Here is a 25,662-nt window from a genome sequence, read left to right as displayed (position 1 = left end):
CATGGCTTTCGAAGCAATGTTCCAGCCGATTCAGATCGGCAAACTGACCATCCGCAACCGTGTGCTCAGCACCGCGCACGCCGAGGTCTATGCGACTGACGGTGGCATGACCACCGACCGGTACGTCAAGTATTACGAAGAGAAAGCCAAGGGCGGGATCGGCCTGGCGATCTGCGGCGGCTCGTCCGTGGTGGCGATCGACAGCCCGCAGGAATGGTGGAGTTCGGTGAACCTGTCCACCGACCGCATCATTCCGCACTTCCAGAATCTCGCCGACGCCATGCACAAGCATGGCGCCAAGATCATGATCCAGATTACTCACATGGGCCGTCGCTCCCGTTGGGACGGTTTCAACTGGCCGACCCTGATGTCCCCGTCGGGCATCCGCGAACCGGTGCACCGCGCGACCTGCAAGACCATCGAGCCGGAAGAAATCTGGCGGGTGATCGGCAACTACGCGCAAGCGGCACGCCGCGCCAAGGCCGGTGGTCTCGACGGTGTGGAACTGTCGGCCGTGCACCAGCACATGATCGATCAGTTCTGGAGCCCGCGCGTCAACAAGCGCACCGATGAATGGGGTGGCACGTTCGAAGGCCGGATGAAGTTCGGCCTCGAAGTGCTCAAAGCCGTGCGCGCCGAGGTCGGTGATGACTTCTGCGTCGGCATGCGCCTGTGCGGTGACGAGTTCCACCCGGACGGTCTGTCCCACGAAGACATGAAGCAGATCGCCAAGTATTACGACGACACCGGCATGCTCGATTTCATCGGCGTGGTCGGCTCGGGGTGTGACACCCACAACACCCTGGCCAACGTGATACCGAACATGAGCTACCCGCCGGAACCGTTCCTGCATTTGGCCGCCGGGATCAAGGAAGTGGTCAAGGTGCCGGTGCTGCATGCGCAGAACATCAAGGATCCGAACCAGGCCACGCGCATCCTTGAGGGTGGTTACGTTGACATGGTCGGCATGACCCGCGCGCACATCGCCGACCCGCACCTGATCGCCAAGATCAAGATGGGTCAGATCGACCAGATCAAGCAGTGCGTCGGCGCCAACTATTGCATCGACCGCCAGTATCAAGGCCTCGACGTGTTGTGCATCCAGAACGCCGCGACTTCCCGTGAATACATGGGCGTGCCGCACATTATCGAGAAATCCACCGGGCCGAAACGCAAGGTGGTGGTCGTCGGTGCCGGCCCTGCCGGGATGGAAGCGGCACGGGTGGCGGCTGAACGTGGGCACGACGTGACCCTGTTCGAAAAGAAGGAATTCATCGGCGGGCAGATCACCACCGCGTCGAAAGCGCCGCAACGTGACCAGATCGCCGGCATCACACGCTGGTTCCAGCTGGAACTGGCGCGGCTGAAAGTCGATTTGCGCCTGGGCACCGCGGCGGACGCCGACACCATCATGGACTTGCGCCCGGACGTGGTCGTGCTCGCGGTTGGCGGTCATCCGTATCTGGAGCAGAACGAACACTGGGGCGCCGATGAAGGCTTGGTCGTCAGCAGTTGGGACGTGCTCGACGGCAAGGTGGCGCCGGGCAAGAACGTGCTGGTCTACGACACCATTTGCGAGTTCACCGGGATGTCGGTCGCCGACTTTCTCGCCGACAAAGGCAGCCAGGTCGAGATCGTCACCGACGACATCAAACCGGGCGTGGCCATTGGCGGTACGTCGTTCCCGACCTACTACCGCAGCATGTACCCGAAAGAAGTGATCATGACCGGCGACATGATGCTGGAGAAGGTTTACCGCGAAGGCGACAAACTGGTGGCGGTGCTGGAAAACGAATACACCGGTGCCAAAGAGGAGCGGGTGGTCGATCAAGTGGTGGTGGAAAACGGCGTGCGTCCGGACGAAGAAATCTACTACGCGCTGAAGGAAGGTTCGCGCAACAAGGGCCAGATCGACGTCGAAGCCCTGTTCGCGATCAAGCCGCAGCCATCGTTGAGCGAGGCGGGCGACGGCTATTTGCTATTCCGCATCGGCGACTGCGTGGCGCAGCGTAATACGCACGCCGCGATCTATGACGCACTCAGACTGTGTAAAGACTTCTAAAGGCTTGCACACAACCCTGTGGGAGCGAGCTTGCTCGCGAAAGCGGTGGATCAGTCGACATCGATGTTGAATGTCAGTCCGCCTTCGCGAGCAAGCTCGCTCCCACAGTGACCGAGTAAGGCAACTCGACCTGCAAGACCCTGCGGTCTTTGGGAGCAACACCTATGTTGAACACCCTTCTTCCAATCCTGTTGTTCGTTGCCCTGGGCCTCGCGGTGTTGGGTGCGTTGCGGCGGGTGGCCATGTGGCGTCGGGGTCGGGCCTCGAAGGTCGATCTGATCGGCGGCTTGTTCGCCATGCCCAAGCGCTACATGGTCGACTTGCACCATGTGGTGGGCCGCGACAAATACATCGCCAACTCCCACGTCGCGACGGCGGGCGGGGCGGTGGCCTCGATTGTGCTGGCGATTCTGGTGCACGGTTTCGGCCTGCATAACCGCATCCTCGGCTATGCGCTGCTGTTGATGTCGGCGGTGATGTTTGTCGGTGCGATCTTCATGTACCTGCGCCGGCGCAATCCGCCGTCGCGGCTGTCGAAAGGCCCGTGGATGCGCCTGCCGAAAAGCCTGCTGGCGTTCTCGGCGTCTTTCTTCCTTGTGACGCTGCCGGTGGCCGGTATTCTTCCGGAAAACTTCGGTGGTTGGGTGGTCGCGGCGATTCTCGGCGTCGGTGTGTTGTGGGGTGTGTCGGAATTGTTCTTCGGCATGACCTGGGGCGGGCCGATGAAGCACGCTTTTGCGGGCGCTTTGCACCTGGCCTGGCACCGTCGCGCCGAACGCTTTGGTGGCGGCCGTTCCACCGGTTTGAAGCCGCTGGATCTCAACGACCCGTCCGCGCCGCTGGGTGTGGAAAAACCCAAGGATTTCACCTGGAACCAGTTGCTTGGTTTTGACGCCTGCGTGCAGTGCGGCAAGTGCGAAGCGGCGTGCCCGGCCTTTGCCGCCGGCCAGCCGCTGAATCCGAAAAAGCTGATTCAGGACATGGTCGTTGGTCTCGCCGGGGGCACTGATGCCAAGTTCGCCGGCAGCCCTTATCCCGGCAAGCCTGTGGGCGAACATGGCGGCAACCCGCACCAACCGATCGTCAACGGTCTGGTCGATGCCGAAACCCTGTGGTCGTGCACCACCTGCCGCGCTTGCGTCGAGGAATGCCCGATGATGATCGAGCACGTCGATGCCATCGTCGACATGCGCCGGCACCTGACGCTGGAAAAAGGCGCGACCCCGAACAAGGGCGCCGAAGTCCTGGAAAACCTCATTGCCACCGACAACCCCGGCGGTTTTGCCCCGGGCGGACGGATGAACTGGGCAGCGGATCTGAACCTCAATCTGCTCAGTGAAAAGAAATCCACCGACGTGCTGTTCTGGGTCGGCGACGGTGCCTTCGACATGCGCAACCAGCGCACCCTGCGCGCGTTCGTCAAAGTGCTGAAAGCGGCGAACATCGACTTCGCCGTCCTCGGTCTCGAAGAGCGCGACAGTGGCGATGTGGCCCGGCGTCTGGGTGATGAAGCGACGTTCCAGTTGCTCGCCAAACGCAACATCCAGACCCTGGCCAAATACCGCTTCAACCGCATCGTCACCTGCGACCCGCACAGCTTTCATGTGCTGAAAAACGAGTACGGCGCGTTCGACGGCCATTACCTGGTGCAGCACCACAGCACTTACATGGCGGAAATCATCCAGGCTGGCGCACTGAATCTTGGCCAGCACAAAGGCAACAGCGTGACCTATCACGACCCGTGCTACCTCGGTCGCTACAACGGCGAGTACGAGGCGCCGCGTGAAGTGCTGCGCGCGCTGGGCATCGAGGTCAAAGAGATGCAGCGTTCCGGTTTCCGATCGCGCTGCTGCGGCGGCGGTGGCGGTGCGCCGATCACCGACATTCCGGGCAAGCAACGGATTCCCGACATGCGCATGGAAGACATCCGCGAGACCGGCGCCGAACTGGTGGCCGTGGGTTGTCCACAGTGTACGGCGATGCTCGAAGGCGTGGTCGAACCGCGTCCCCTCATCAAAGACATCGCCGAGTTGGTGGCCGACGCGCTGCTGGAAGACGAAGCGCCGAGCAAACCCAACGCCCCGGCCAAACGTGAAGAACCTGCGGAGGTGCACTGATGAGCGACATTATCCGCCGCGACCCGCGCGCCGAATGGATCGCCCGTAACCGCTTGCACCCGCTGCACGCGGCGATGCAACCGGCGCAACACAGCTGGATGGGGCCGAACGGCGTCATCCGCAAGAACCTGCACGGCATGGGTTTCATTGGCCCCAACGGCATCAAGCGCATCGACCGCAGCGGCGCTCAACAGGGCGGGGCGGTCAAACGCTCGGCGGCGGTTGAAGTGCAGTTGCCGTTGCATCAAGTGCCTGAACCAACGTTTTACATCAACGTGGTGCCGGACATGGTTGGCGGCCGCTTGAGCAGCCATGACCGCGACTTGCTCGGGCTGGCGCATCAACTCGCCGGTAAGGATGGTGCGGTGCTGGCGGTGGTCTTCGGCGAACACAAAGAAAATGCCTTCGCCACCGCTGGGGTTGATCGCCTGCTGGTGCTCGAAGGCGACGCGTTCAGCGGTTATGCACCGGAACAGCGGGTGCAGGGCTTGCGGGCTGTGGATAACCAGTACAGTCCGCGTCATTGGCTGCTGCCAGACAGCCGCACCGGTGGCGGCGAACTTGGTCGGCGCTTTGCCGCTGCACTGGGCGAACGTCCGGCCACGCGGGTCTGGCAGGTCAAGGATGAGCAATGCATCGGTCGTGCCGGCGCCGGGTTACAGGATCTGGCGCGGCCGGTCGGGCGCTTGATTCTGGCCTCTGCCGAATGCGCCGAGCCGGTCAGCGAAACCCGTCACGAAGCGTTGCCGGTGGAGTTATCCACAAGCGTGGCACGCAGCCTGTCGCGGATTGAAGATCTGGGCGCGGTGGCGGTGGATCCGGCGGCGATTCCGATGGCCGAAGCGGAGTTTATTTTCTCCGGCGGCAACGGCGTCAAGGATTGGGATTTGTTCCATCAGACTGCCGCTGCGTTAGGCGCCACCGAAGGCGCCTCAAGGGTAGCGGTGGACGACGGACACATGGCGCGGGATCGTCAGGTCGGCGCGTCCGGCACCTGGGTCACGGCTCGGGTGTATGTGGCGGTGGGGATTTCCGGGGCGATTCAGCACCTGCAAGGCATCGGTGCCTGCGACAAAGTCGTGGCGATCAACCTCGACCCGGGCTGCGACATGATCAAACGCGCCGACCTCTCGGTGATTGGCGAGAGCGCGGAGATTCTTCAAGCCTTGATCGCGGCGGTGGCGGCTTACCGCAACGACGCCAAGCGCGATGCGGCTTAAGGGAAAGGTCATGAACACAAAAATCATCAGTCTGGTTTCAATCGGCGCCCACCCGACCTCCGGCCGGCCGCGACGCGCCGAGCAAGATGCTCGTGCCGTAGAACTCGGTTTGCAACTGGCTGGGGATAACCTGCAAGTGCTGCACGCTGGCGACATCGCCGAACCGGCATTGCGGGCTTATCTGGGTATGGGCCTGGAACAGTTGCACGTGCTTGAACAACCCGCTGGCGCCGATGCGCTGCCGGCGCTCACGAATTATCTGCGCGAGGCCGGCGCCCAGGTGGTGCTGACCGGCAGCCAGGCGGAAACCGGCGAAGGCTCGGGGATGCTGCCGTTCCTGCTCGCCGAAGGGCTGGGCTGGCCACTGGTGGTCGGGTTGGCGCAGGTCGAGTCGATCAACGACGGTTCGGCGCTGGTGCTGCAAGCTTTACCCCGTGGACAACGGCGGCGCTTGAAGGTACGCCTGCCGTTTCTGGCGACTGTGGATAACGCCGCGCCGAAACCTCGGCAAAGCGCTTTCGGCCCGGCGCGACGCGGAATGCTGGAGGCGGAAGATATCGAAGTGGTCGATGACGAATTGCTCGCCGTTGCCACGCTGCAACCGGCCAAACCTCGGCCGAAACGCCTGAAGGTCATCAAGGCCAAGAGCGGCGCGGACCGGATGAAAGCGGCGACGGCCAAAGCCAGTGGCGGCGGTGGACAAGTGCTTAAAGGCGTGACGGCGCAGGCGGGGGCCGAGGCGATTCTCAAGTTGCTTATCGAAGAAGGCGTCGTCCGCTAACCTATAACAGATCACATCCAATAAGGTAGGTGCGAGCAGGCTCGCTCCAACAAGGAAAAATAATGTCAGTTGAATTTCGTTCAGCCCAACGCACCGACGCCCGCGACATCGCTCGCCTGTTCCAGATCTCCTCCGAAGGCGCCTCTGACTACATCTGGAGCAAGATTGCCGAGCCCGGCGAGCCGTTACTGGACGTCGGCGCCCGTCGTTACGCCCGCGACGATGTGGATTTCTCCTGGCAGAACTGCCTGATCGCCGAAGCCGAAGGCCAGGTCGTCGGCATGATGCACAGCTACGTGATGCGCAATGACCCGGACGCCGAACCCAGCACCGACCCGGTACTGGCACCTTACGCCGACATGGAAGTGCCGGACACGCTCTATATCTCCAGCCTCGCGCTGCACGAAGGCTGGCGCAATCGCGGCCTCGGTGTGCAATTTCTCCAGCACGCACAGCGCCGCGCCGACAGCCTGCAACTCAACGGCCTGAGCCTGATCGACTATGCCGCCAATACCGGCGCGCGGCGCTTCTATGAGCGTCACGGCTTCGGCATCGTCAAAACCTGTCAGGTCACGCCGCATCCGATGATTCGGGTGACGGGCGCCGCTTATCTGATGCACCGGCCTTGATTCAGTGCCGGTTACCCACAATCCCTGTTGGCGGATCTGTGGATAACGTGTTCGCCTATCGCTGAACGTCAAGCAAATCGCGCCCTGCCGCTTGGCGATCAAAAAACGATCAACCTAAGTCATGGTTTTTTCGAGCTTTTTTGCCTGAACAATGCGCCGAGTTGCCCCCAATCTCTGTTGGCGCTTCTGTGGATAAGATGTTCGCTATCCGCTGAAAGCTATGTAGAACGTGGCTTGTAGCGCTCTGATCGTTTATTGATCAAAACACGTTTTTCCCCCGTTTTTTATCCGTCAATGCAGCGCTGTTCAAGGCCTTGAAGCGCTTTTCCACAGAGGCCGCAAAGTTACCCCCGAACTCTGTTGGCCCTTCTGTGGATAAGGTGTTCGTTGTCCTCTACAGGCCTTATTAAACGCGGCTTACAAAGGGTTGATCAAAAAACACTCAGGCGGCAGCGAAAACCCTGCTTCTGGATAAGTCACGGTTTTTCTTCACGAATCAGCTAAATAATTGACGAGTCATGCACAGTTGTCCCCATTTGCTGTGGGTGGCTCTGTGGATAACTTGTTCGCGGAAGGCTGGAGCGCGCGAGAGGTATAGCGCGGAGGGGAATAGGTCATATTTCGTACAGTTATTAAAAGATCGCAGGCCCGGAGAGACTCCTTGCAGGAGCTGCCGAGGCTGCGATCTTTGGACGTCGATTTACCCTTGAACCGGAACGCCTTTCAAATATGGCGCAGGCTCTGCCCCAAGGTTGTTCAACATCCGCTCGCTGTACCAGTCAATGAAGTTCACCACCCCAAACTCATAGGTCTTCGAATACGGCCCAGGCTGATACGCCGTGGAGTTGATCCCACGCTGATTCTCCTCGGCCAATCGACGATCCTGGTCGTTGGTCGCGTCCCACACCTGGCGCATGCGATCAACGTCGTAATCCACGCCTTCAACCGCGTCCTTGTGCACGATCCACTTGGTGGTAACCATGGTTTCCTGTGCACTGATCGGCCACACGGTGAACACGATGATGTGGTCGCCCATGCAGTGGTTCCACGAATGTGGCAGGTGCAGGATGCGCATTGAACCCAGATCCGGGTTCTTGATGCGGCCCATCAGCTTGGCGCAGCCCTGTTTGCCGTCGAGTGTCATCGACACGGTGCCCTTGAGCAGCGGCATGCGCACGATGCGATTGCGCAAGCCGAAACTGGCGTGGGCGTAAGGGATCTTCTCGGCTTCCCAGGCAGCGGCGGAGGCAGCAACGTGATCCTTGAACGCCTGGTCGGCGCGCGGGTCGGTGACGTCGTCCCATTCCAGCAAGGTTTTCAGCAGTTCCGGGTGTGAAGCATTGCAGTGGTAGCACTCGCGGTTGTTTTCCAGCACCAGTTTCCAGTTGGCCTTTTCCATCAAGGTGGTGGTGATTGCCACCTTGGTGTTCTCCATGTCGTACGGTTCCATGTAATGGTTGAGCGTCGACAGGAAGTCATCGATGGCCGGCGGATTCTCCGACAGGCTGATGAAGATGTAGCCACCCGCGGTTTTCACGTTCACCGGTTTGAGGCCGTACTGCTTCATGTCGAAGTCGGCACCCATTTCGGTGCCGGCGAACAGCAGGCGGCCGTCCAGTTCGTAGGTCCACTGGTGGTAATGGCAGACCAGTTTGGCGACCTTGCCCTTGTCGCTGGTGCACAGACGCGAGCCACGGTGGCGGCAGACGTTGTGAAACGCATGCACCACGCCTTCGGCACCACGGATGACGATGATCGGGTTCTTGCCGATCTGCAGCGTCACGTAGTTGCCTTTGTTCGGGATTTCGCTGGTCATGCCAGCGATCAACCACTCTTTCTGGAAGATTTCCTGCATGTCGATATCGAACAACCGCTCATCGCTGTAGAACGGTTGCGGCAACGAAAAGGTGCGCTCGCGTTCTTGCAGCATTTGTGCGGTGGCCTTGCGTGCGGGTTCCAGCGGATCGCCCAGGCTCAGTTTTGCGGTGACGTCCATCGATTTAATCCTCAAGGCCCTCTACGTGGCCGGCGAAAGTGGCTGATACGGTTACATCGCAAGGCGCAAAGAAATCGTCTTTGTCTGAGGCGGAGTGTGGGCCTGGCGTTGTCCGGAACCTTATCCATGGGCGACATGATGCAATCTGTTCCCGACGCGCAACCCCCGGTAGTTGGGGGCTGGTCGCCATAAGCATGTCAATGTCGCGGATAGGTAAATGGTCGTCCTGCGCTATACGCAGAATCGCCACCATGAAGGCCGGCAGTCGGCCGTGGAGATGAGCATGTCCAACAGCTTCCTGAACCCGGTAACCACCCAGACCTGGGCCAATGGTCGACACATCGTCCGATGCGTCAAGGTCATCCAGGAAACCTGGGACGTGCGCACCTTCTGCTTTATGGCGGATCAGCCGATTCTGTACTTCTTCAAACCGGGGCAGTTCGTGACCCTGGAGCTGGAAATCGAAGGCCAGCCGATCATGCGCTCTTACACCATTTCCAGTTCACCTTCGGTGCCGTACAGCTTTTCGGTGACGATCAAGCGCGTACCGGGCGGCAAGGTTTCCAACTGGCTGCACGACACGCTGCATGAAGGTCAGGAATTGGCGGTACACGGCCCGGTCGGGCTGTTCAACGGCATCGACTTCCCGAGCCCGAAAGTGCTCTACCTCAGCGGCGGCGTGGGGATTACTCCGTGCATGTCGATGGCGCGCTGGTTTTACGACACCAACGCCAACGTCGACATGACGTTTATCCACAGCGCCCGCTCGCCGAAAGACATCATTTACCACCGCGAGCTGGAACACATGGCCTCGCGGATCGACAACTTCAGCTTGCACCTGATTTGTGAAAAGCATGGTCTGGGCGAGCCATGGGCCGGTTATCGCGGCTACCTCAACCACAAAATGCTCGAACTGATGGTGCCGGACTTTCTTGAGCGCGAAGTCTTCTGCTGCGGCCCGACGCCTTACATGAACGCGGTCAAGCGCCTGCTGGAAGTCGCTGGCTACGACATGAAGCGTTACCACGAAGAGTCCTTCGGCGCCACGCCACCCGAGGCCCGCGCCGATGCGGTGGAACAAGCCGAACAGGCGGCGGATGCACCGGAAGTCGATGCGGCGGATCTGCATCAGGTGGAATTCACGTCATCGGGCAAGAGCATTCGCGTCGCGCCGGGGGAAACTGTGCATGCGGCGGCGGCGAAGGTGGGGCTGTTGATTCCGAAAGCCTGTGGCATGGGCATTTGCGGAACGTGCAAAGTGCTCAAGCTTGGCGGCGAAGTGGAGATGGAGCACAACGGCGGGATTACCGAGGAAGATGAGGCCGACGGGTTTATCTTGTCGTGCTGCAGTGTGCCGAAGGGGGATGTGCGCATCGACTTTTAACCTGCTTCATGTAGGAGCTGTCGCAGGGGCGGTGTTCAGTCTACGAACAGGTCGGTCATCAGTGGCGCATTGCTGTCTTGTTCGAACCTTCCATCGCGGGCGGCCCGCAGCGCAATCTCACGGCCGATGCCACGGCGGGTGCCAGTGATGAGCAGGGTTTTGTCTTTGAACGACATGCGCAGGCTCCGTGCTTGTTGTTATGTGAGCGGAGGGCTCGCCACAACTGTGGACCACGCGGTGAGGCTGGAACGCAGAGCGTCCCGGGATGCATTCCCACGCAGAGCATGGGAACGATCAGGTTCCAGCGCATATTTTCATCGTTCCCATGCTCCGCGTGGGAATGCCTCCAGGGACGCTCCGCGTTCCAGCAATCTCAATCCCAGCGCTGAATGTCGAGCAACCCATCCATCCCCGCATAATTCCTCGCGCTCGAATACCGCCAGTGTTCCGGCAAGTCGACGTAGCCACGCTTGACCGGGTTGTTGTGGATGTAATCGAGTTTTTGGCGCATCACCGATTCGCTGAAGACCATTTCCCCATGGGCGCCTTCCTGCCACATCTGATACATCCGATCCTGTTTGTGCGCTCGTTTGTTGAAATGCAGGCGCTGCAAGGCCCGTTCGGCACCTTTGTTCCGCAGGTCATCGATGATCTGGCGCGCGGTGAATGACTTGAACTGACTCAGGCATTTGTTGAGGTCAGGCGCCTGGGCGACGAAGTGCAGATGGTTTTCCAGGATCACGTATCCGTAAAGCTTCAGATCGTGATGGGTTTGCTGGTAGCGCCAGCAATTGAGCAAATGGTCGACGATGTAGGGGCGGATAAACAGTGGCAGCCACTCCATGACCGTGCAGGTGAGAAAGTGCGGTTTGTCGGGTTCGGTGAGGGTGTAGCGGCTTCGGCCCATGGGATTCATCCTTGAATCGTGTGCTGCGACTGAGAAGGAACGCGGAGCGTCCCTGGCTGCGTTCCCACGCAGAGCGTGGGAACGATCAGGTTCGGGGAGGCGGGGGAGTGTTCGCTAGCGGACGAAACTGAGTTGGAAGTGGGAAAAGTCGGCGCGCCAATGCGATCGTTCTCCGCGGAGTCGTGGGAGCGATCGGCGTGGCGGGTGTCTGCCGCTGATCGTTCCCATGCTCTGCGTGGGAATGCAGCCCGTGACGCTCTGCGTCACAGCGGTGTTCGGTTTGGCGCTGGGGTGAGGCTGGAACGCGGAGCGTCCCTGGCTGCATTCCCACGCGGGAGCGTGGGAACGATCAGAATTCGGCGTGTACCTGATCTGCGTCACAGCGGTGTTCGGTTTGGCGCTGGGGTGAGGCTGGAACGCGGAGCGTCCCGGGATGCATTCCCACGCGGGAGCGTGGGAACGATCGGGTCGTGGGAGCGGGGGTATCAGGCGGACATGACTTTGCGGATGTCGGCGGCCAGTTCGCGTACGCGCTCTTCTTCGGTGTCCCACGAGCACATGAAGCGGGCGCCGCCCTTGCCGATGAAGGTGTAGAAGCGCCAGCCGCGTGCGGTGAGGGCGGCGATGGCCGGTTCCGAGAGCTGCAGGAATACGCCGTTGGCCTGTACCGGGAACATCAGTTCGACGCCGTCGATGTCGCTGACCAGTTCGGCGAGCAGTTGCGCGCAGTGGTTGGCGTGGCGGGCGTATTTGAGCCAGGCGTCGTTTTCGAGGATGCCGACCCACGGCGCCGACAGGAAGCGCATTTTCGAGGCCAGTTGACCGGCCTGTTTGCAGCGGTAGTCGAAGTCTTCGGCCAGTTTGTGGTTGAAGAACAAAATCGCCTCACCCACCGCCATGCCGTTTTTCGTGCCGCCGAAGCACAGTACGTCGACGCCGGCCTTCCAGGTCAGATCCGCCGGCGAGCAGCCGAGGAATGCGCAGGCGTTGGAGAAGCGCGCGCCATCCATGTGCAGGTTCAGGCCGAGTTCTTTACAGGTGGCGCTGATGGCGCGGATTTCTTCCGGGGTGTAGACGCTGCCGACTTCAGTGGCCTGAGTCAGGGTCACCACGCGTGGTTTCGGGTAGTGGATGTCCTGGCGCTTGAGCGCGACTTCGCGGATCGAGGCCGGGGTGATCTTGCCGTTTTCGGTGCCGGCGATCAGCAGTTTGGAGCCGTTGGAGAAGAATTCCGGCGCGCCGCATTCGTCGGTTTCGACGTGGGCGGTTTCCGAGCAGATCACGCTGTGGTAACTCTGGCACAGCGACGACAGGGCCAGGGAGTTGGCGGCGGTGCCGTTGAAGGCGAAGAACACTTCGCAGTCGGTTTCAAACAATTTGCGGAAATGATCAGCGGCGCGTGCTGTCCACTCATCGTCACCGTAGGCGCGCTGGTGGCCGTGGTTGGCTTGTTCCATGGCGGCCCAGGCTTCCGGGCAAATGCCCGAATAATTGTCACTGGCGAATTGTTGGCTCTTGTCGGTCATGGCCGGCTTCCGTGATCGATGCGCTTGTGGCGCGTCGTGGGGTCAATAAAGGGTGCGTCACTTTACCGAAGATCGTCCGGGGGAGCACACAGGATGTCGAAGTCAGAAAATTACCAGCTTGCCGGCCGATTATGCACCTGAGCCGACGCGACGGTGCGCTGGATCTGCTCAAGTGGCTGGCGTTGTTGTGCATGCTGCTGGATCACTTGCGCTATGTCGGATTCTCCGCCGACTGGCTGTTTGTACCGGGGCGGCTGGCGTTCCCGTGGTTCTGTCTGGCAATGGCGGCGAACCTGGCGCGCGGTGCTGCGCAAAAAAATGAATGGCGATATCTGGGCTGGTTGTCGCTGTTCAGCGCGGTGAGCGAGATTCCCTATCGTTTATTTATGCCTGATCCCGACACTTTGAACGTCATGCCGACCCTGGCACTGGGGTTGCTGGTGGCGCGGGGCTGGCAGGATCGAACGCTGACAGCGCGATTGCTCGGCGGTGGATCGCTTCTGCTGGCAGGGCTCTTTTCAACCCATTTGATGTTCGGCTTCTTCGGCGTACTGCTGCCATTGATGACGCTTTTGATTCTCCGCAAGCCCTGGTATTTCGCCCTGCTGCCGGGGCTGGTGTGCCTGGCCGCCAACCAATGGCAGGTGCTGTACCACTCGGCGCGATTGGGCAGTCAGGTCGCTATGCTCAGCGTAGTCACGTGCCTGATCGCGCCATGGCTGGGAGTGTTCCTGTTGCGACATGCCAAAAGCCTGTACCCGACACCGATGCGGCGTTGGGCGTATGCCCTGTATCCGGCGCATTTCCTGTTGTTGCTCGCCATCCGCCAAATCCTTGCTTAACCCCTGTAGAAGCTGCCGCAGGCTGCGATCTGTTGATCTTAAAAAAACAACATCAAAAGATCGCAGCCTGCGGCAGCTCCTACGGGGGCGGGGTTGATTCAGGCAATTGTGTCCATGTCGTAAACGAACCTTTGCGTGGCGTCCGCAGGCATTTGACCTGTCGGCGCCAGCCCTACCATCGCATCAAAGGGCACGGCCGCAACGCCGGTGCCTGAACCCCATACAAAATGGCGCACCGCCGCCGCCGGGAGAGACGCGATGTTCAGCAAGCAAGACCAGATCCAGGGTTATGACGATGCACTGCTGGCGGCGATGAATGCCGAGGAGCAACGTCAGGAAGATCACATCGAGCTGATCGCGTCGGAAAACTACACCAGCAAGCGCGTGATGCAAGCGCAAGGCAGCGGCCTGACCAACAAATACGCCGAAGGCTATCCCGGCAAGCGTTACTACGGCGGCTGCGAGCACGTCGACAAGGTTGAAGCCCTGGCCATCGAGCGCGCCAAGCAGCTGTTCGGCGCCGACTATGCCAACGTCCAGCCGCACTCCGGTTCTTCCGCCAACAGCGCCGTTTACCTCGCGCTGATCAATGCCGGCGACACCATCCTCGGCATGAGCCTGGCCCACGGCGGTCACCTGACCCACGGCGCCAAAGTGTCGTCCTCGGGCAAGCTGTACAACGCCGTCCAATACGGAATCAACACCGACACCGGGCTGATCGATTACGACGAAGTCGAGCGTCTGGCCGTCGAATGCCAGCCGAAGATGATCGTGGCCGGTTTCTCCGCTTATTCCAAGACTCTGGATTTCCCGCGCTTCCGCCAGATTGCCGACAAGGTGGGCGCGCTGCTGTTCGTCGACATGGCCCACGTCGCCGGTCTGGTCGCCGCCGGTCTGTACCCGAACCCGCTGCCGTACGCCGACGTGGTCACCACCACGACGCACAAAACCCTGCGCGGCCCGCGTGGTGGTCTGATCCTGGCCAAGTCCAACGAAGCGATCGAGAAAAAGCTCAACGCGGCCGTGTTCCCCGGTGCCCAGGGTGGCCCGCTGATGCACGTCATCGCCGGTAAAGCGGTGTGCTTCAAGGAAGCGCTCGAACCTGGCTTCAAGGCCTATCAGCAACAGGTGATCGACAACGCCCAGGCGATGGCGAGCGTGTTTATCAACCGTGGCTACGATGTCGTGTCCGGCGGTACCGATAACCATCTGTTTCTGGTCAGCCTGATCCGTCAGGGCCTCACGGGCAAAGAGGCGGACGCCGCCCTCGGTCGCGCCCACATCACCGTCAACAAGAACGCAGTGCCGAACGACCCGCAGTCGCCGTTCGTGACCTCGGGCCTGCGCATCGGCACCCCGGCGGTGACCACGCGTGGCTTCAAGGTTGCCCAGTGCGAGACGCTGGCCGGCTGGATCTGCGACATCCTCGACAACCTCGGCGATGCTGATGTCGAGGCGAATGTCGCCGAACAGGTTTCGGCCCTGTGCGCTGACTTCCCGGTTTATCGCTGAGCGTTCTGGAGTAAATGACTATGCAACGCTATTCAGGCTTCGGCCTCTTCAAACACTCGCTCAGCCACCATGAAAACTGGCAGCGCATGTGGCGCACGCCGACCCCGAAAAAGGTCTACGACGTGGTCATCGTCGGCGGTGGCGGGCATGGTCTGGCAACAGCCTACTACCTGGCGAAAGAGCACGGCATCACTAACGTGGCCGTGGTCGAGAAAGGCTGGCTGGGCGGCGGTAATACCGCGCGCAACACCACCATCGTCCGCTCCAACTACCTGTGGGACGAGTCGGCGCACCTGTACGAACACGCGATGAAATTGTGGGAAGGCCTGTCGCAGGATCTGAACTACAACGTGATGTTCTCCCAGCGTGGCGTTTACAACCTGTGCCACACCCTGCAAGACATTCGTGATTCCGAGCGTCGGGTCAGCGCCAACCGCCTCAACGGCGTCGACGGCGAGCTGCTCAACGCCAAGCAAGTCGCGGACGAGATTCCGTACCTCGACTGCTCGAAGAACACCCGCTACCCGGTAATGGGCGCGACCGTCCAGCGTCGCGGCGGCGTCGCTCGTCACGATGCCGTGGCCTGGGGCTTCGCCCGTGCTGCCGACGCCCTTGGCGTGGACTTGATCCAGCAGACCGAAGTGATCGGTTTCCGCAAAGAAAATGGCGTGTGCATCGGCGTGGAAACCAACAAGGGCTTCATCGGCGCCAAGCGCGTCGGCGTGGTCACTGCCGGTAACTCCGGGCACATGGCCAAGCTCGCCGGCTTCCGCTTGCCGATCGAATCCCACCCGCTGCAAGCGCTGGTGTCGGAGCCGATCAAACCGATTATCGACAGCGTGATCATGTCCAACGCCGTGCACGGTTACATCAGCCAGTCCGACAAGGGCGACCTGGTGATCGGTGCCGGTATCGACGGCTACAACGGCTACGGCCAGCGCGGTTCGTACCCGGTGATCGAGCACACCATCCAGGCCATCGTCGAGATGTTCCCGGTGCTCTCGCGAGTGCGCATGAACCGGCAGTGGGGCGGCATCGTCGACACCACGCCGGACGCTTGCCCGATCATTTCGAAAACCCCGGTGCCGAACATGTTCTTCAACTGCGGTTGGGGCACCGGCGGCTTCAAGGCCACACCGGGCTCGGGCAACGTATTTGCCGCGAGCCTGGCCAAGGGTGAAATGCACCCGTTGGCCGCACCTTTCTCCATCGACCGTTTCCACAACGGTGCGTTGATCGATGAACACGGCGCTGCTGCGGTTGCCCACTAACAGGAGAAATCCCCATGTTGCATATCTTCTGTCCTCACTGCGGCGAGCTGCGCTCCGAAGAGGAATTCCACCCATCCGGCCAGGCGCACATTCCGCGTCCACTGGATCCGAACGCCTGCACTGATGAAGAGTGGGGCGACTACATGTTTTTCCGTGACAACCCGCGCGGCCTGCACCACGAGTTGTGGGATCACGTCGCCGGTTGCCGCCAGTACTTCAACGTCACCCGCGACACCGTGACCTACGAGATTCTCGAAAGCTACAAAATCGGCGAGAAGCCGCAATTCACCGACAAGACCGACAGCCCGAAAGCGGCCGCGACGGCGCTGGGAGAGAAGGTATGAGCCAGATCAATCGCCTGTCCAACGGTGGCCGGATCGACCGCAACAAAGTGCTGAGTTTCACCTTCAACGGCCAGAGCTACAAAGGCTTTGAAGGTGATTCGCTGGCCGCTGCGCTGATCGCCAACGGTGTCGATATCATCGGTCGCAGCTTCAAGTACTCCCGTCCGCGCGGCATCTTTGCCGCCGGTGCCGAAGAGCCGAACGCGGTGCTGCAGATCGGCGCCACCGAAGCCACGCAAATTCCCAACGTGCGCGCCACGCAACAGGCGTTGTATCAAGGCCTGGTCGCCACCAGCACCAACGGCTGGCCGAGTGTCAACAACGACATGATGGGGATTCTCGGCAAGGTCGGCGGCAAGCTGATGCCGCCGGGTTTCTACTACAAAACCTTCATGTACCCGCAATCGTTCTGGATGACGTACGAGAAATACATCCGTAAGGCTGCCGGTCTGGGCCGCTCGCCGACCGAGAACGATCCGGACACCTACGACTACATGAACCAGCATTGCGACGTGCTGATTGTCGGCGGCGGGCCGGCCGGTCTGGCGGCGGCGCTGGCGGCAGCACGCAGCGGCGCCCGAGTCATTCTGGCCGATGAGCAGGAAGAGTTCGGCGGCAGCCTGCTCGACTCCCGCGAAAGCCTCGACGGCAAGCCTGCCGTGGAATGGGTCGCCGGCGTCATCGCCGAACTGAAGAACACCCCGGACGTGCTGCTGTTGCCGCGCGCCACGGTCAACGGCTACCACGACCATAATTTCCTGACCATTCACGAGCGCCTGACCGATCACCTCGGCGACCGCGCGCCCATCGGCCAGGTGCGTCAGCGCATCCACCGGGTTCGCGCCAAGCGTGTGGTGCTGGCGACCGGCGCTCACGAGCGTCCACTGGTTTACGGCAATAACGACGTGCCGGGCAACATGCTGGCTGGTGCGGTCTCGACTTACGTGCGCCGTTACGGTGTGGCGCCGGGCAAAAAACTTGTCCTGAGCACCAACAACGATCACGCCTACCGCGTGGCGCTGGACTGGCTCGACGCCAGCCTGCAAGTGGTCGCTATCGCCGACGCCCGCAGCAACCCGCGCGGTGCGCTGGTGGAAGAAGCCCGCGCCAAAGGCATCCGCATCCTTACCGGCAGCGCCGTGATCGAGGCCCGTGGCACCAAGCGCGTGACCGCTGCCCGTGTCGCCGCCATTGATGTCAAAGCCCACAAAGTCACCAGCCCGGGCGAATGGCTCGACTGTGACTTGGTCGCCAGTTCCGGCGGTTACAGCCCGGTGGTTCACCTGGCCTCGCACTTGGGCGGCAAGCCGACCTGGCGTGAAGACATCCTCGGCTTCGTACCGGGCGAAGCCCCGCAGAAACGCGTGTGCGTCGGCGGCATCAACGGTGTTTACGGCCTCGGCGATTCGCTGGCCGATGGTTTCGAGGGTGGCGTGCGCGCTGCCGCCGAAGCCGGTTTCCAGACCGTCGAAGCGGTGTTGCCCAAAGCCCTGAGTCGTCACGAAGAACCGACCCTGGCGCTGTTCCAGGTGCCGCACGAAAAGAACTCCGCGCGTGCGCCGAAGCAATTCGTCGACTTGCAGAATGACGTCACCGCTGGCGGTATCGAACTGGCCACCCGCGAGGGTTTCGAGTCGGTCGAACACGTCAAACGCTACACCGCGCTGGGCTTCGGCACCGATCAGGGCAAGCTCGGCAACGTCAACGGTCTGGCCATCGCGGCCCGTTCGCTGAACGTGACCATCCCGCAGATGGGCACCACGATGTTCCGGCCGAACTACACACCGGTGACATTCGGCGCGGTGGCCGGTCGTCACTGCGGACACATCTTCGAGCCGGTGCGTTACACCGCGTTGCATCAATGGCACCTGAAAAACGGCGCCGAGTTCGAAGACGTCGGCCAGTGGAAGCGTCCGTGGTATTTCCCGAAAAACGGTGAAGACTTGCATGCAGCGGTCAAGCGCGAATGCAAAGCCGTGCGCGACAGCGTCGGCCTGCTCGATGCTTCAACCCTGGGCAAGATCGACATTCAAGGCCCGGATGCCCGCGAATTCCTCAACCGCGTCTACACCAACGCCTGGACCAAGCTCGACGTGGGCAAGGCCCGTTACGGCTTGATGTGCAAAGAAGACGGCATGGTCTTCGACGACGGCGTGACGGCGTGCCTGGCCGACAACCATTTCGTCATGACCACCACCACCGGCGGCGCGGCCCGCGTGCTGCAATGGCTGGAGCTGTACCACCAGACTGAATGGCCGGACATGAAGGTCTACTTCACCTCCGTCACCGACCACTGGGCAACCATGACCCTGTCGGGTCCGAACAGCCGCAAATTGCTCAGCGAAGTCACCGACATCGATCTGGACAAGGACGGCTTCCCGTTCATGACCTGGAAAGAAGGCCAGGTCGGCGGCGTGCCGGCGCGGGTGTTCCGTATTTCGTTTACCGGTGAGCTGTCGTACGAAGTCAACGTGCAGGCCGACTACGCGATGGGCGTGCTGGAAAAGATCGTCGAGGCCGGCAAAAAGTACAATCTCACGCCGTACGGCACAGAGACCATGCACGTTCTGCGGGCCGAGAAGGGTTTCATCATCGTGGGTCAGGACACCGACAGCTCGATGACCCCGGATGACCTGAACATGGGCTGGTGCGTCGGTCGCACCAAGCCGTTCCCTTGGATCGGCCAGCGCGGCATGAACCGTGAAGACACCGTGCGCGATCAGCGCAAGCAACTGGTGGGCCTGAAGCCGATCGATCCGGAAAAATGGCTGCCGGAAGGCGCGCAACTGGTGTTTAACACCAAGCAAGCGATCCCGATGACCATGGTCGGCCACGTGACCTCCAGCTATGCGCACAACTCCCTCGGTTATTCGTTTGCCATGGGCGTGGTCAAGGGCGGTTTGAAGCGTATGGGCGAGCGGGTGTTCGCACCGCTGGCCGATGGCAGCGTGATCGAGGCTGAAATCGTTTCTTCGGTGTTCTTCGATCCGAAAGGTGATCGCCAAAACATCTGACACCACAGCACCTGTGGGAGCGGGCTTGCCCGCGATGGCGTCAGGCAGATACCACATCTGTGACTGACGGATCGCAATCGCGGGCAAGCCCACTCCCACAGGGATTACGAATTCAGGAAGGTGCTTTATGACCACAGCCAACGTTTACCAACAACGCCCGACCACCGGGGCCAAGGCCGAGTCGTCGCTGCATCACGCCGACCTCGCCTCGCTGGTGGGCAAGGGTCGCAAGAGCGCCGGCGTGATTGTGCGCGAGAAAAAACTCCTCGGTCATCTGACCATTCGTGGCGATGGCCATGACGCCGCGTTCGCCGCCGGCGTGCACAAAGCCCTCGGCATCGAACTGCCGGGTGCTCTGAGCGTCATCGTCAAAGGCGAATCCAGCCTGCAATGGATGGGCCCGGACGAGTGGCTGCTGATTGTGCCGAGCGGTGAAGAGTTCGCCACCGAACAGAAACTGCGTGAAGCACTGGGCGATCTGCACATTGCAATCGTCAACGTCAGCGGCGGCCAGCAACTGCTCGAACTGAGCGGCCCGAACGTGCGTCAGGTGCTGATGAAATCCACCAGCTACGACGTGCATCCGAACAGCTTCCCGGTCGGTAAAGCGGTCGGGACGGTGTTTGCGAAATCGCAACTGATGATTCGTCACACGGCCGAAGACACTTGGGAACTGCTGATTCGTCGCAGCTTCTCGGACTACTGGTGGTTGTGGTTGCAGGATGCTTCGGCTGAGTACGGGCTTAGCGTTCAGGCTTGATGATGATCGTTCCCACGCTCTGCGTGGGAATGCATCCCGGGACGCTCCGCGTCCCAAGAGCGGACGCCGAGCGTCCATGGCGGCATTCCCACGCAGACGGTTCGACGCCTCGACGTGGGTACGATAAGAGGAAAAAATATGAGCCGCGCCCCAGACACATGGATTCTGACCGCCGACTGCCCCAGCGTGCTCGGCACCGTGGACGCGGTGACGGGTTTTCTGTTCGAGCAGCGTTGCTACGTCACCGAACACCATTCCTTCGATGACCGGCTCTCGGGCCGTTTTTTCATTCGCGTGGAATTCCGTCAGCCCGACGGCTTCGATGAAAAGTCCTTCCGCGCAGGCCTGCAAGAGCGGGGCGAGGCCTTCGGCATGATCTTCGAGCTGACCGCGCCGAATTACCGTCCGAAAGTGGTGATCATGGTCTCCAAGGCCGATCACTGCCTCAATGATTTGCTCTACCGCCAGCGCATCGGCCAGTTGTCGATGGACGTGGCAGCGGTGGTGTCCAATCATCCGGATCTCAAGCCGCTGGCCGACTGGCACCAGATTCCGTACTACCATTTCCCCCTCGACCCCAATGACAAACCGGCGCAAGAGCGTCAGGTCTGGCAGGTGATCGAAGAGTCCGGTGCCGAACTGGTGATCCTCGCCCGCTACATGCAGGTGTTGTCGCCGGAGCTGTGCCGCAAGCTCGATGGCAAAGCGATCAACATTCATCACTCGCTGTTGCCGGGCTTCAAGGGCGCCAAGCCCTATCACCAGGCCTACAACAAAGGGGTGAAACTGGTCGGTGCGACAGCGCATTACATCAACAACGACCTCGACGAGGGGCCGATCATCGCCCAGGGCGTTGAGGCGGTGGATCACAGTCATTACCCGGAAGATTTGATCGCCAAGGGGCGGGATATCGAAGGGCTGACCCTGGCCCGGGCCGTTGGGTATCACATCGAAAGAAGGGTGTTTTTGAACGCCAATAGAACAGTTGTTCTTTAGGCCGCCATCGCTGGCAAGCCAGCTCCCACAGGGATTTGCGTCGTACACGGATTTTTGCATCCAACTCAAATCCTGTGGGAGCTGGCTTGCCAGCGATGGGGCCATAACTGACAACGCAACAATCAGCATCTGTACCCGAGCACTTAACGCGCTGCCTGCCTGGGCAACGCGGTTCCATAACAACAACAGCGAGGTGAAAGCATGTCTGGCAATCGTGGTGTGGTGTATCTCGGCGCGGGCAAGGTCGAAGTACAGAAAATCGACTATCCGAAAATGCAGGATCCGCGCGGCAGGAAGATCGAACACGGCGTCATCCTGCGCGTGGTCTCTACCAACATCTGCGGCTCCGACCAGCACATGGTGCGCGGCCGCACAACGGCGCAGACCGGTCTGGTGCTGGGTCATGAAATCACCGGCGAGGTGATCGAAAAAGGCTCCGACGTCGAGAACCTGAAAATCGGCGACCTGGTTTCCGTACCGTTCAACGTGGCGTGCGGGCGCTGCCGTTCCTGCAAGGAACAGCACACCGGCGTCTGCCTGACCGTCAACCCGGCCCGTGCCGGTGGCGCTTACGGTTATGTCGACATGGGCGACTGGACCGGCGGCCAGGCCGAATACGTGCTGGTGCCATACGCTGATTTCAACTTGCTGAAACTGCCGGATCGCGACAAGGCCATGGAGAAAATCCGCGACCTGACCTGCCTCTCCGACATCCTTCCGACCGGTTACCACGGTGCCGTCACCGCTGGCGTCGGCCCTGGCAGCACCGTGTACATCGCGGGTGCCGGCCCGGTCGGTCTGGCCGCTGCGGCTTCGGCGCGCCTGCTGGGTGCGGCGGTAGTGATCGTCGGCGACGTCAACACCATTCGCCTGGCCCACGCCAAGGCGCAGGGTTTTGAGATCGTCGACCTGTCGAAAGACACGCCGCTGCATGAACAGATTGCCGCGCTGCTGGGCGAACCGGAAGTCGATTGCGCGGTGGACTGCGTGGGCTTCGAAGCACGCGGCCACGGCCATGACGGGGTGAAATCCGAAGCGCCGGCCACGGTGCTCAACTCGCTGATGGGCGTGGTGCGCGTGGCGGGCAAGATCGGTATTCCGGGGCTGTACGTGACCGAAGACCCGGGCGCCGTCGACGCTGCCGCGAAAATGGGCAGCCTGAGCATTCGCTTCGGTCTGGGCTGGGCGAAATCCCACAGCTTCCACACCGGGCAAACCCCGGTGATGAAGTACAACCGCGCGCTGATGCAGGCGATCATGTGGGATCGCATCAACATCGCCGAAGTGGTCGGCGTGCAAGTCATCAGCCTCGACCAGGCGCCGGAAGGTTATGGCGAGTTCGATGCGGGCGTGCCGAAGAAGTTTGTGATTGATCCGCATAAGATGTTCAGTGCGGCGTAAGTTCTACCCATGTAAAAAGGGCAGCCGATCGGGCTGCCCTTTTTCGTTCTGTGTTCGACCAGTTATTTAAAGGCGCATTTGCGGGCGTCACCATCCTTGGTTGCACACTCATCACCGTTCCAATTGCTACCGGTGGCTTGAACCGGAGTGTCGTTTCTGTAGCCAGCCGAGACGCCAAGGTCTGCCTCGCCTTCGTATCGGCAGATGACAACTGAATTGACAGTGTCTTTATCTTTAAGCCGGGCAGAAGTGAAGGTGACATCTTCGGCGCCTTGCGCATGAGTCACCGATATCGTTGGGCACGTTGCAGCATAGGCGGTACTCATCATGGTCAGACCAAGCAGGGCGCCAGTGACAATTTTCAACTTCATCATTTCGTACTCCGTTACGTCATTGGAGTGGAGATATTCACTTGCATCGTTATGACTGCCAACTGTCAGATCTGACAGTTGGTTAGTTCTAATCGAAATAAACAGTCGGGTTTTAGCTTGAAGTCGAATAGTGAAGTGGCTATTCAACGATTGAACAGTTCATTTAGGTGAGTGCGTAGAGAAGGGCATGCGCCGCGAGGAACATGCCGCCCAATACCCGGTCAAACCGGCAGTTTCGTCGCCGTTTTCCGGTGGCAGCTTTTCCCCAAGAGGATGTCTGAATGAAGATTTCACGCGGTATTGCCCTGGCATCGCTCCTGACCCTGGCCGCCGGGCCGGTGTTTGCCGGTTTCAGTTTGAACGACGTGGCCGGTGCGGTAGCAGGGATGCAGGGGGGTGACAAGGCGGCCGCTGCGGCGCCGACCGCGGAGACCGCTGGTTTGTTGAGTGCTTTGAGTGCGCTCGACGTCACGCCGGAGCAGGCCGTTGGCGGCACGAGCGCGATGCTTGGGCTGGCGAAGAATCAGTTGAGCAGCACCGACTACTCGCAACTGGCCAAGGAAGTGCCGGGCATCGACAAACTGTCCGGTGGCAGCGGCAATCTGGCCGCGCTCGGGGCTTTGCTCGGTTCGTCCGGCAAGTCCGCAGGCCTTGAAAATGCGCTGGGCAACGTCAAAGACAGCAACGACCTGAACAACGCGTTCAGCGCGCTGGGCATGGACAGCGGCATGATCGGCCAGTTTGCCCCGGTGCTGCTGCAGTACCTCGGTCAGCAGGGCGTCGGCGGTTCGCTGTTGAGCAGCCTCGGCAGCATCTGGGGCACCGGCACCGGCACCGGCACCGGCACTTGAGTCAGCGGCGCTCGTTGCGCAGCTCGACGATGCGCTGATCCTTTTCGGTCCAGAGCTGGTTGACCCAGTTCTGGACGTGTTGGCGAAAGGCCGGATCCTTCTCGTAATCGCCCTGCCACAGCGCCGGATCGAGTTCGCGGGTACGAATGTCAATAATCACCCGTGGCACGCCGCCGCTGATCAAATCCCAAAATCCTGGAATCTTCGCCTGTGGATAAACCACGGTCACGTCGAGAATGGCGTCCAGTTGCTCGCCCATCGCCGCCAATACAAAGGCCACGCCACCGGCCTTCGGCTTGAGCAAATGGCTGAAGGGCGACTGTTGTTGCGCGCTTTTGGCCGGGGTGTAGCGGGTGCCTTCCAGATAATTCACCACCGTCACCGGCTGGCGCTTGAACAGTTCGCACGCGGCTTTGGTGATTTCCAGATCCTTGCCGGCCAGTTCCGGGTTCTTTGCCAGAAACGCTTTGGTGTAGCGCTTCATGAACGGGTAGTCCAGCGCCCACCAGGCCAGACCCAGCAGCGGCACCCAGATCAGTTCTTTCTTGAGGAAGAATTTGAAGAACGGCGTGCGCCGGTTGAGCGTCTGGATCAGCGCCGGAATATCGACCCAGGACTGATGATTGCTGATCACCAGATATGAAGTGTCGCTACGCAGGTTGTTGTCGCCCCGGATGTCCCATTGGGTGGGGATGCACAGCTTGAAGATCAGCTTGTCGATCTCGGCCCAGGTTTCGGCAATCCACATCACCGCCGCTGACGCGTAATCGCGCCAATGCCCGGGCGCCACCAGTTTGAGCAAGGCAAAGATCATCAACGGCCCGATCAGGATCAAGGTGTTGAGCAACAGCAGCAGGGTGACGAAACAGCCGGTGAGCAGGCGGCGCATAAGCAACTCTGTGAATTCGGGTGGGTCGTCATGATAAGCAGCTTCGGACGACAGGCCAAATCGGGTGGTGACGAATGTTTCACCTTCAGGCCGTTATGATCGTTCCCACGCTCCGCGTCCCTGTGACGCAGAGCGTCACTTGATGCATTCCCACGCAGAGCCTGGGAACGATAGACGGAACAACGGTCTAAAATCCCGCTGCCCATTTCCTCAAGGAAGCCCCTTACGTGAAATCCCTTTTTGCACTGCTTTCCTTTGTCGCCCTGCCGGTTATGGCTGCCGAGCCGACGTTATACGGTCGCTACGAATACATCGCCCTGCCGGAAATCGGCGGGGAAGTGCTCAAGGCCAAGATGGACACCGGCGCGCTGACCGCCTCGCTGTCGGCCAAGGACATCGAAACGTTCACCCGCGACGGCGACGACTGGGTGCGTTTTCGTCTGGGCACCAAGGACGGCGGCAATAAGGTCTACGAGCACAAGGTCGCGCGGATCAGCAAGATCAAGAGCCGCTCCGAAGAGGACGACGAAGAGCGCGAAGCCACTGAGGTTACCAAGCGTCCGGTGGTCGATCTGGAGCTGTGCCTGGGTAACGTCAAGCGCACCGTCGAGGTCAACCTGACCGACCGCAGCAACTTCAATTACCCATTGCTGATCGGCGCCAAGGCCTTGCGTGAATTCGGCGCGGCAGTGAACCCGGCACGCCGTTTTACCGCGGATAAACCCGATTGCTGAAAGGGTGAGCCTCGGGGTAGCGGCATGTTCCTGTGAGGATCTGCTTTGGCGGGAG

21 protein-coding genes and 1 pseudogene are annotated in these 25,662 nt (G+C 60.7%); 16 read left to right on the top strand and 6 right to left on the bottom strand.

Features of this window, described 5'->3' with window-relative positions:
• Window position 1: 1 nt before the first annotated feature.
• The 5 genes from dgcA to GIW69_RS09765 all read left to right on the top strand — a co-directional run bounded on the left by dgcA (window position 2) and on the right by GIW69_RS09765 (window position 6,809).
• Window positions 2-2,062: a dimethylglycine demethylation protein DgcA gene (gene dgcA / locus GIW69_RS09785; RefSeq protein WP_236482102.1), complete on the top strand. Its 2,061-nt coding sequence runs from the start codon at window positions 2-4 to the stop codon at window positions 2,060-2,062.
• Window positions 2,063-2,226: 164 nt separating this feature from the next.
• Window positions 2,227-4,179: a dimethylglycine demethylation protein DgcB gene (dgcB, locus tag GIW69_RS09780; protein WP_236482100.1), complete on the top strand. Its 1,953-nt coding sequence runs from the start codon at window positions 2,227-2,229 to the stop codon at window positions 4,177-4,179.
• Window positions 4,179-5,399 (top strand): electron transfer flavoprotein subunit alpha, encoded by a 1,221-nt coding sequence (gene etfA / locus GIW69_RS09775; RefSeq protein ID WP_236482098.1) that lies wholly within the window; start codon window positions 4,179-4,181, stop codon window positions 5,397-5,399. The genes dgcB and etfA overlap by 1 nt, the downstream gene beginning before the upstream one ends.
• Window positions 5,400-5,409: 10 nt before the next feature.
• On the top strand, window positions 5,410-6,180 hold the full coding sequence (gene etfB / locus GIW69_RS09770; RefSeq protein WP_236482096.1) for an electron transfer flavoprotein subunit beta: 771 nt from the start codon (window positions 5,410-5,412) through the stop codon (window positions 6,178-6,180).
• Between the two features lie 62 nt (window positions 6,181-6,242).
• Window positions 6,243-6,809, top strand: coding sequence for a GNAT family N-acetyltransferase (locus GIW69_RS09765; protein WP_236482095.1), 567 nt, complete (start codon window positions 6,243-6,245; stop codon window positions 6,807-6,809).
• A gap of 700 nt (window positions 6,810-7,509) precedes the next feature.
• Here GIW69_RS09765 and gbca read toward each other — a convergent pair.
• Complete coding sequence (gene gbca / locus GIW69_RS09760; protein WP_236482093.1) at window positions 7,510-8,805, bottom strand: glycine betaine monooxygenase oxygenase subunit; 1,296 nt, start codon at window positions 8,803-8,805, stop codon at window positions 7,510-7,512.
• 283 nt (window positions 8,806-9,088) lie between these two features.
• Here gbca and gbcB point away from each other — a divergent pair, with 283 nt between their 5' ends.
• The gene (gene gbcB, locus GIW69_RS09755; protein WP_236482191.1) at window positions 9,089-10,189 is read left to right on the top strand and encodes a glycine betaine monooxygenase reductase subunit; all 1,101 of its coding nucleotides are present in this window, start codon (window positions 9,089-9,091) and stop codon (window positions 10,187-10,189) included.
• A gap of 89 nt (window positions 10,190-10,278) precedes the next feature.
• On the opposite strand, the pseudogene GIW69_RS09750 reads toward gbcB, so the two are convergent.
• The 3 genes and pseudogenes from GIW69_RS09750 to GIW69_RS09740 form a co-directional block, all read right to left on the bottom strand.
• A pseudogene (locus GIW69_RS09750) lies at window positions 10,279-10,365 on the bottom strand (SDR family oxidoreductase); the annotation flags it as partial.
• A gap of 197 nt (window positions 10,366-10,562) precedes the next feature.
• The gene (locus tag GIW69_RS09745; RefSeq protein WP_236482092.1) at window positions 10,563-11,096 is read right to left on the bottom strand and encodes an REP-associated tyrosine transposase; all 534 of its coding nucleotides are present in this window, start codon (window positions 11,094-11,096) and stop codon (window positions 10,563-10,565) included.
• A gap of 485 nt (window positions 11,097-11,581) precedes the next feature.
• A complete protein-coding gene (locus GIW69_RS09740) occupies window positions 11,582-12,622 on the bottom strand; it encodes a threonine aldolase family protein (protein WP_236482090.1) in 1,041 nt (346 codons plus the stop codon).
• 131 nt (window positions 12,623-12,753) lie between these two features.
• Here GIW69_RS09740 and GIW69_RS09735 point away from each other — a divergent pair, with 131 nt between their 5' ends.
• From GIW69_RS09735 to fdhA, 8 genes are all read left to right on the top strand, one after another.
• The gene (locus GIW69_RS09735; protein ID WP_236482088.1) at window positions 12,754-13,464 is read left to right on the top strand and encodes a TraX family protein; all 711 of its coding nucleotides are present in this window, start codon (window positions 12,754-12,756) and stop codon (window positions 13,462-13,464) included.
• A gap of 258 nt (window positions 13,465-13,722) precedes the next feature.
• Window positions 13,723-14,976: a serine hydroxymethyltransferase gene (gene glyA, locus GIW69_RS09730; RefSeq protein WP_236482086.1), complete on the top strand. Its 1,254-nt coding sequence runs from the start codon at window positions 13,723-13,725 to the stop codon at window positions 14,974-14,976.
• A gap of 20 nt (window positions 14,977-14,996) precedes the next feature.
• Window positions 14,997-16,247 (top strand): sarcosine oxidase subunit beta, encoded by a 1,251-nt coding sequence (locus GIW69_RS09725; RefSeq protein WP_003206307.1) that lies wholly within the window; start codon window positions 14,997-14,999, stop codon window positions 16,245-16,247.
• Window positions 16,248-16,261: 14 nt separating this feature from the next.
• Window positions 16,262-16,591: a sarcosine oxidase subunit delta gene (locus tag GIW69_RS09720; protein WP_236482084.1), complete on the top strand. Its 330-nt coding sequence runs from the start codon at window positions 16,262-16,264 to the stop codon at window positions 16,589-16,591.
• On the top strand, window positions 16,588-19,605 hold the full coding sequence (locus GIW69_RS09715; RefSeq protein WP_236482083.1) for a sarcosine oxidase subunit alpha: 3,018 nt from the start codon (window positions 16,588-16,590) through the stop codon (window positions 19,603-19,605). The genes GIW69_RS09720 and GIW69_RS09715 overlap by 4 nt, the downstream gene beginning before the upstream one ends.
• A 127-nt stretch (window positions 19,606-19,732) precedes the next feature.
• Window positions 19,733-20,365 carry a sarcosine oxidase subunit gamma family protein gene (locus GIW69_RS09710; RefSeq protein ID WP_236482081.1) on the top strand — a complete coding sequence of 211 codons (633 nt, stop codon included), beginning with the start codon at window positions 19,733-19,735 and terminating at the stop codon, window positions 20,363-20,365.
• A 138-nt stretch (window positions 20,366-20,503) separates the two neighbouring features.
• Window positions 20,504-21,361, top strand: a complete 858-nt coding sequence (gene purU, locus GIW69_RS09705) for a formyltetrahydrofolate deformylase (protein WP_236482079.1) — start codon at window positions 20,504-20,506, stop codon at window positions 21,359-21,361.
• 201 nt (window positions 21,362-21,562) lie between these two features.
• Window positions 21,563-22,762, top strand: a complete 1,200-nt coding sequence (gene fdhA / locus GIW69_RS09700; RefSeq protein ID WP_236482077.1) for a formaldehyde dehydrogenase, glutathione-independent — start codon at window positions 21,563-21,565, stop codon at window positions 22,760-22,762.
• Window positions 22,763-22,824: 62 nt separating this feature from the next.
• Here the strand turns inward: fdhA and GIW69_RS09695 are convergent, their stop codons facing one another.
• Window positions 22,825-23,136 (bottom strand): hypothetical protein, encoded by a 312-nt coding sequence (locus tag GIW69_RS09695; protein WP_236482076.1) that lies wholly within the window; start codon window positions 23,134-23,136, stop codon window positions 22,825-22,827.
• Between the two features lie 278 nt (window positions 23,137-23,414).
• On the opposite strand from GIW69_RS09695, the gene GIW69_RS09690 reads away from it, so the two are divergent.
• Window positions 23,415-23,984 (top strand): DUF2780 domain-containing protein, encoded by a 570-nt coding sequence (locus GIW69_RS09690; RefSeq protein ID WP_236482074.1) that lies wholly within the window; start codon window positions 23,415-23,417, stop codon window positions 23,982-23,984.
• Between the two features lies 1 nt (window position 23,985).
• Here the strand turns inward: GIW69_RS09690 and yihG are convergent, their stop codons facing one another.
• The gene (gene yihG, locus GIW69_RS09685) at window positions 23,986-24,873 is read right to left on the bottom strand and encodes a 1-acylglycerol-3-phosphate O-acyltransferase, YihG family (protein ID WP_236482073.1); all 888 of its coding nucleotides are present in this window, start codon (window positions 24,871-24,873) and stop codon (window positions 23,986-23,988) included.
• A 227-nt stretch (window positions 24,874-25,100) separates the two neighbouring features.
• Here yihG and rloA2 point away from each other — a divergent pair, with 227 nt between their 5' ends.
• Window positions 25,101-25,607 carry a retropepsin-like aspartic peptidase RloA2 gene (gene rloA2, locus GIW69_RS09680; RefSeq protein ID WP_236482071.1) on the top strand — a complete coding sequence of 169 codons (507 nt, stop codon included), beginning with the start codon at window positions 25,101-25,103 and terminating at the stop codon, window positions 25,605-25,607.
• Window positions 25,608-25,662: the final 55 nt, after the last annotated feature.

Source organism: Pseudomonas syringae, from assembly GCF_021605415.1.
GTDB lineage: Bacteria > Pseudomonadota > Gammaproteobacteria > Pseudomonadales > Pseudomonadaceae > Aquipseudomonas > Aquipseudomonas syringae_S.
The sequence above is the reverse complement of the archived record's forward strand: the minus strand, read 5'-3'. Positions and strand labels throughout refer to the sequence as shown.

What these genes read in the sequence shown, in the direction of transcription:
- dgcA (WP_236482102.1), top strand. Translation starts at nt 2, where the DNA reads ATGGCTTTCGAAGCAATGTTCCAGCCGATTCAGATCGGCAAACTGACC.
- dgcB (WP_236482100.1), top strand. Translation starts at nt 2,227, where the DNA reads ATGTTGAACACCCTTCTTCCAATCCTGTTGTTCGTTGCCCTGGGCCTC.
- etfA (WP_236482098.1), top strand. Translation starts at nt 4,179, where the DNA reads ATGAGCGACATTATCCGCCGCGACCCGCGCGCCGAATGGATCGCCCGT.
- etfB (WP_236482096.1), top strand. Translation starts at nt 5,410, where the DNA reads ATGAACACAAAAATCATCAGTCTGGTTTCAATCGGCGCCCACCCGACC.
- GIW69_RS09765 (WP_236482095.1), top strand. Translation starts at nt 6,243, where the DNA reads ATGTCAGTTGAATTTCGTTCAGCCCAACGCACCGACGCCCGCGACATC.
- gbca (WP_236482093.1), bottom strand. Translation starts at nt 8,805, where the DNA reads ATGGACGTCACCGCAAAACTGAGCCTGGGCGATCCGCTGGAACCCGCA.
- gbcB (WP_236482191.1), top strand. Translation starts at nt 9,089, where the DNA reads ATGTCCAACAGCTTCCTGAACCCGGTAACCACCCAGACCTGGGCCAAT.
- GIW69_RS09745 (WP_236482092.1), bottom strand. Translation starts at nt 11,096, where the DNA reads ATGGGCCGAAGCCGCTACACCCTCACCGAACCCGACAAACCGCACTTT.
- GIW69_RS09740 (WP_236482090.1), bottom strand. Translation starts at nt 12,622, where the DNA reads ATGACCGACAAGAGCCAACAATTCGCCAGTGACAATTATTCGGGCATT.
- GIW69_RS09735 (WP_236482088.1), top strand. Translation starts at nt 12,754, where the DNA reads ATGCACCTGAGCCGACGCGACGGTGCGCTGGATCTGCTCAAGTGGCTG.
- glyA (WP_236482086.1), top strand. Translation starts at nt 13,723, where the DNA reads ATGTTCAGCAAGCAAGACCAGATCCAGGGTTATGACGATGCACTGCTG.
- GIW69_RS09725 (WP_003206307.1), top strand. Translation starts at nt 14,997, where the DNA reads ATGCAACGCTATTCAGGCTTCGGCCTCTTCAAACACTCGCTCAGCCAC.
- GIW69_RS09720 (WP_236482084.1), top strand. Translation starts at nt 16,262, where the DNA reads ATGTTGCATATCTTCTGTCCTCACTGCGGCGAGCTGCGCTCCGAAGAG.
- GIW69_RS09715 (WP_236482083.1), top strand. Translation starts at nt 16,588, where the DNA reads ATGAGCCAGATCAATCGCCTGTCCAACGGTGGCCGGATCGACCGCAAC.
- GIW69_RS09710 (WP_236482081.1), top strand. Translation starts at nt 19,733, where the DNA reads ATGACCACAGCCAACGTTTACCAACAACGCCCGACCACCGGGGCCAAG.
- purU (WP_236482079.1), top strand. Translation starts at nt 20,504, where the DNA reads ATGAGCCGCGCCCCAGACACATGGATTCTGACCGCCGACTGCCCCAGC.
- fdhA (WP_236482077.1), top strand. Translation starts at nt 21,563, where the DNA reads ATGTCTGGCAATCGTGGTGTGGTGTATCTCGGCGCGGGCAAGGTCGAA.
- GIW69_RS09695 (WP_236482076.1), bottom strand. Translation starts at nt 23,136, where the DNA reads ATGATGAAGTTGAAAATTGTCACTGGCGCCCTGCTTGGTCTGACCATG.
- GIW69_RS09690 (WP_236482074.1), top strand. Translation starts at nt 23,415, where the DNA reads ATGAAGATTTCACGCGGTATTGCCCTGGCATCGCTCCTGACCCTGGCC.
- yihG (WP_236482073.1), bottom strand. Translation starts at nt 24,873, where the DNA reads ATGCGCCGCCTGCTCACCGGCTGTTTCGTCACCCTGCTGCTGTTGCTC.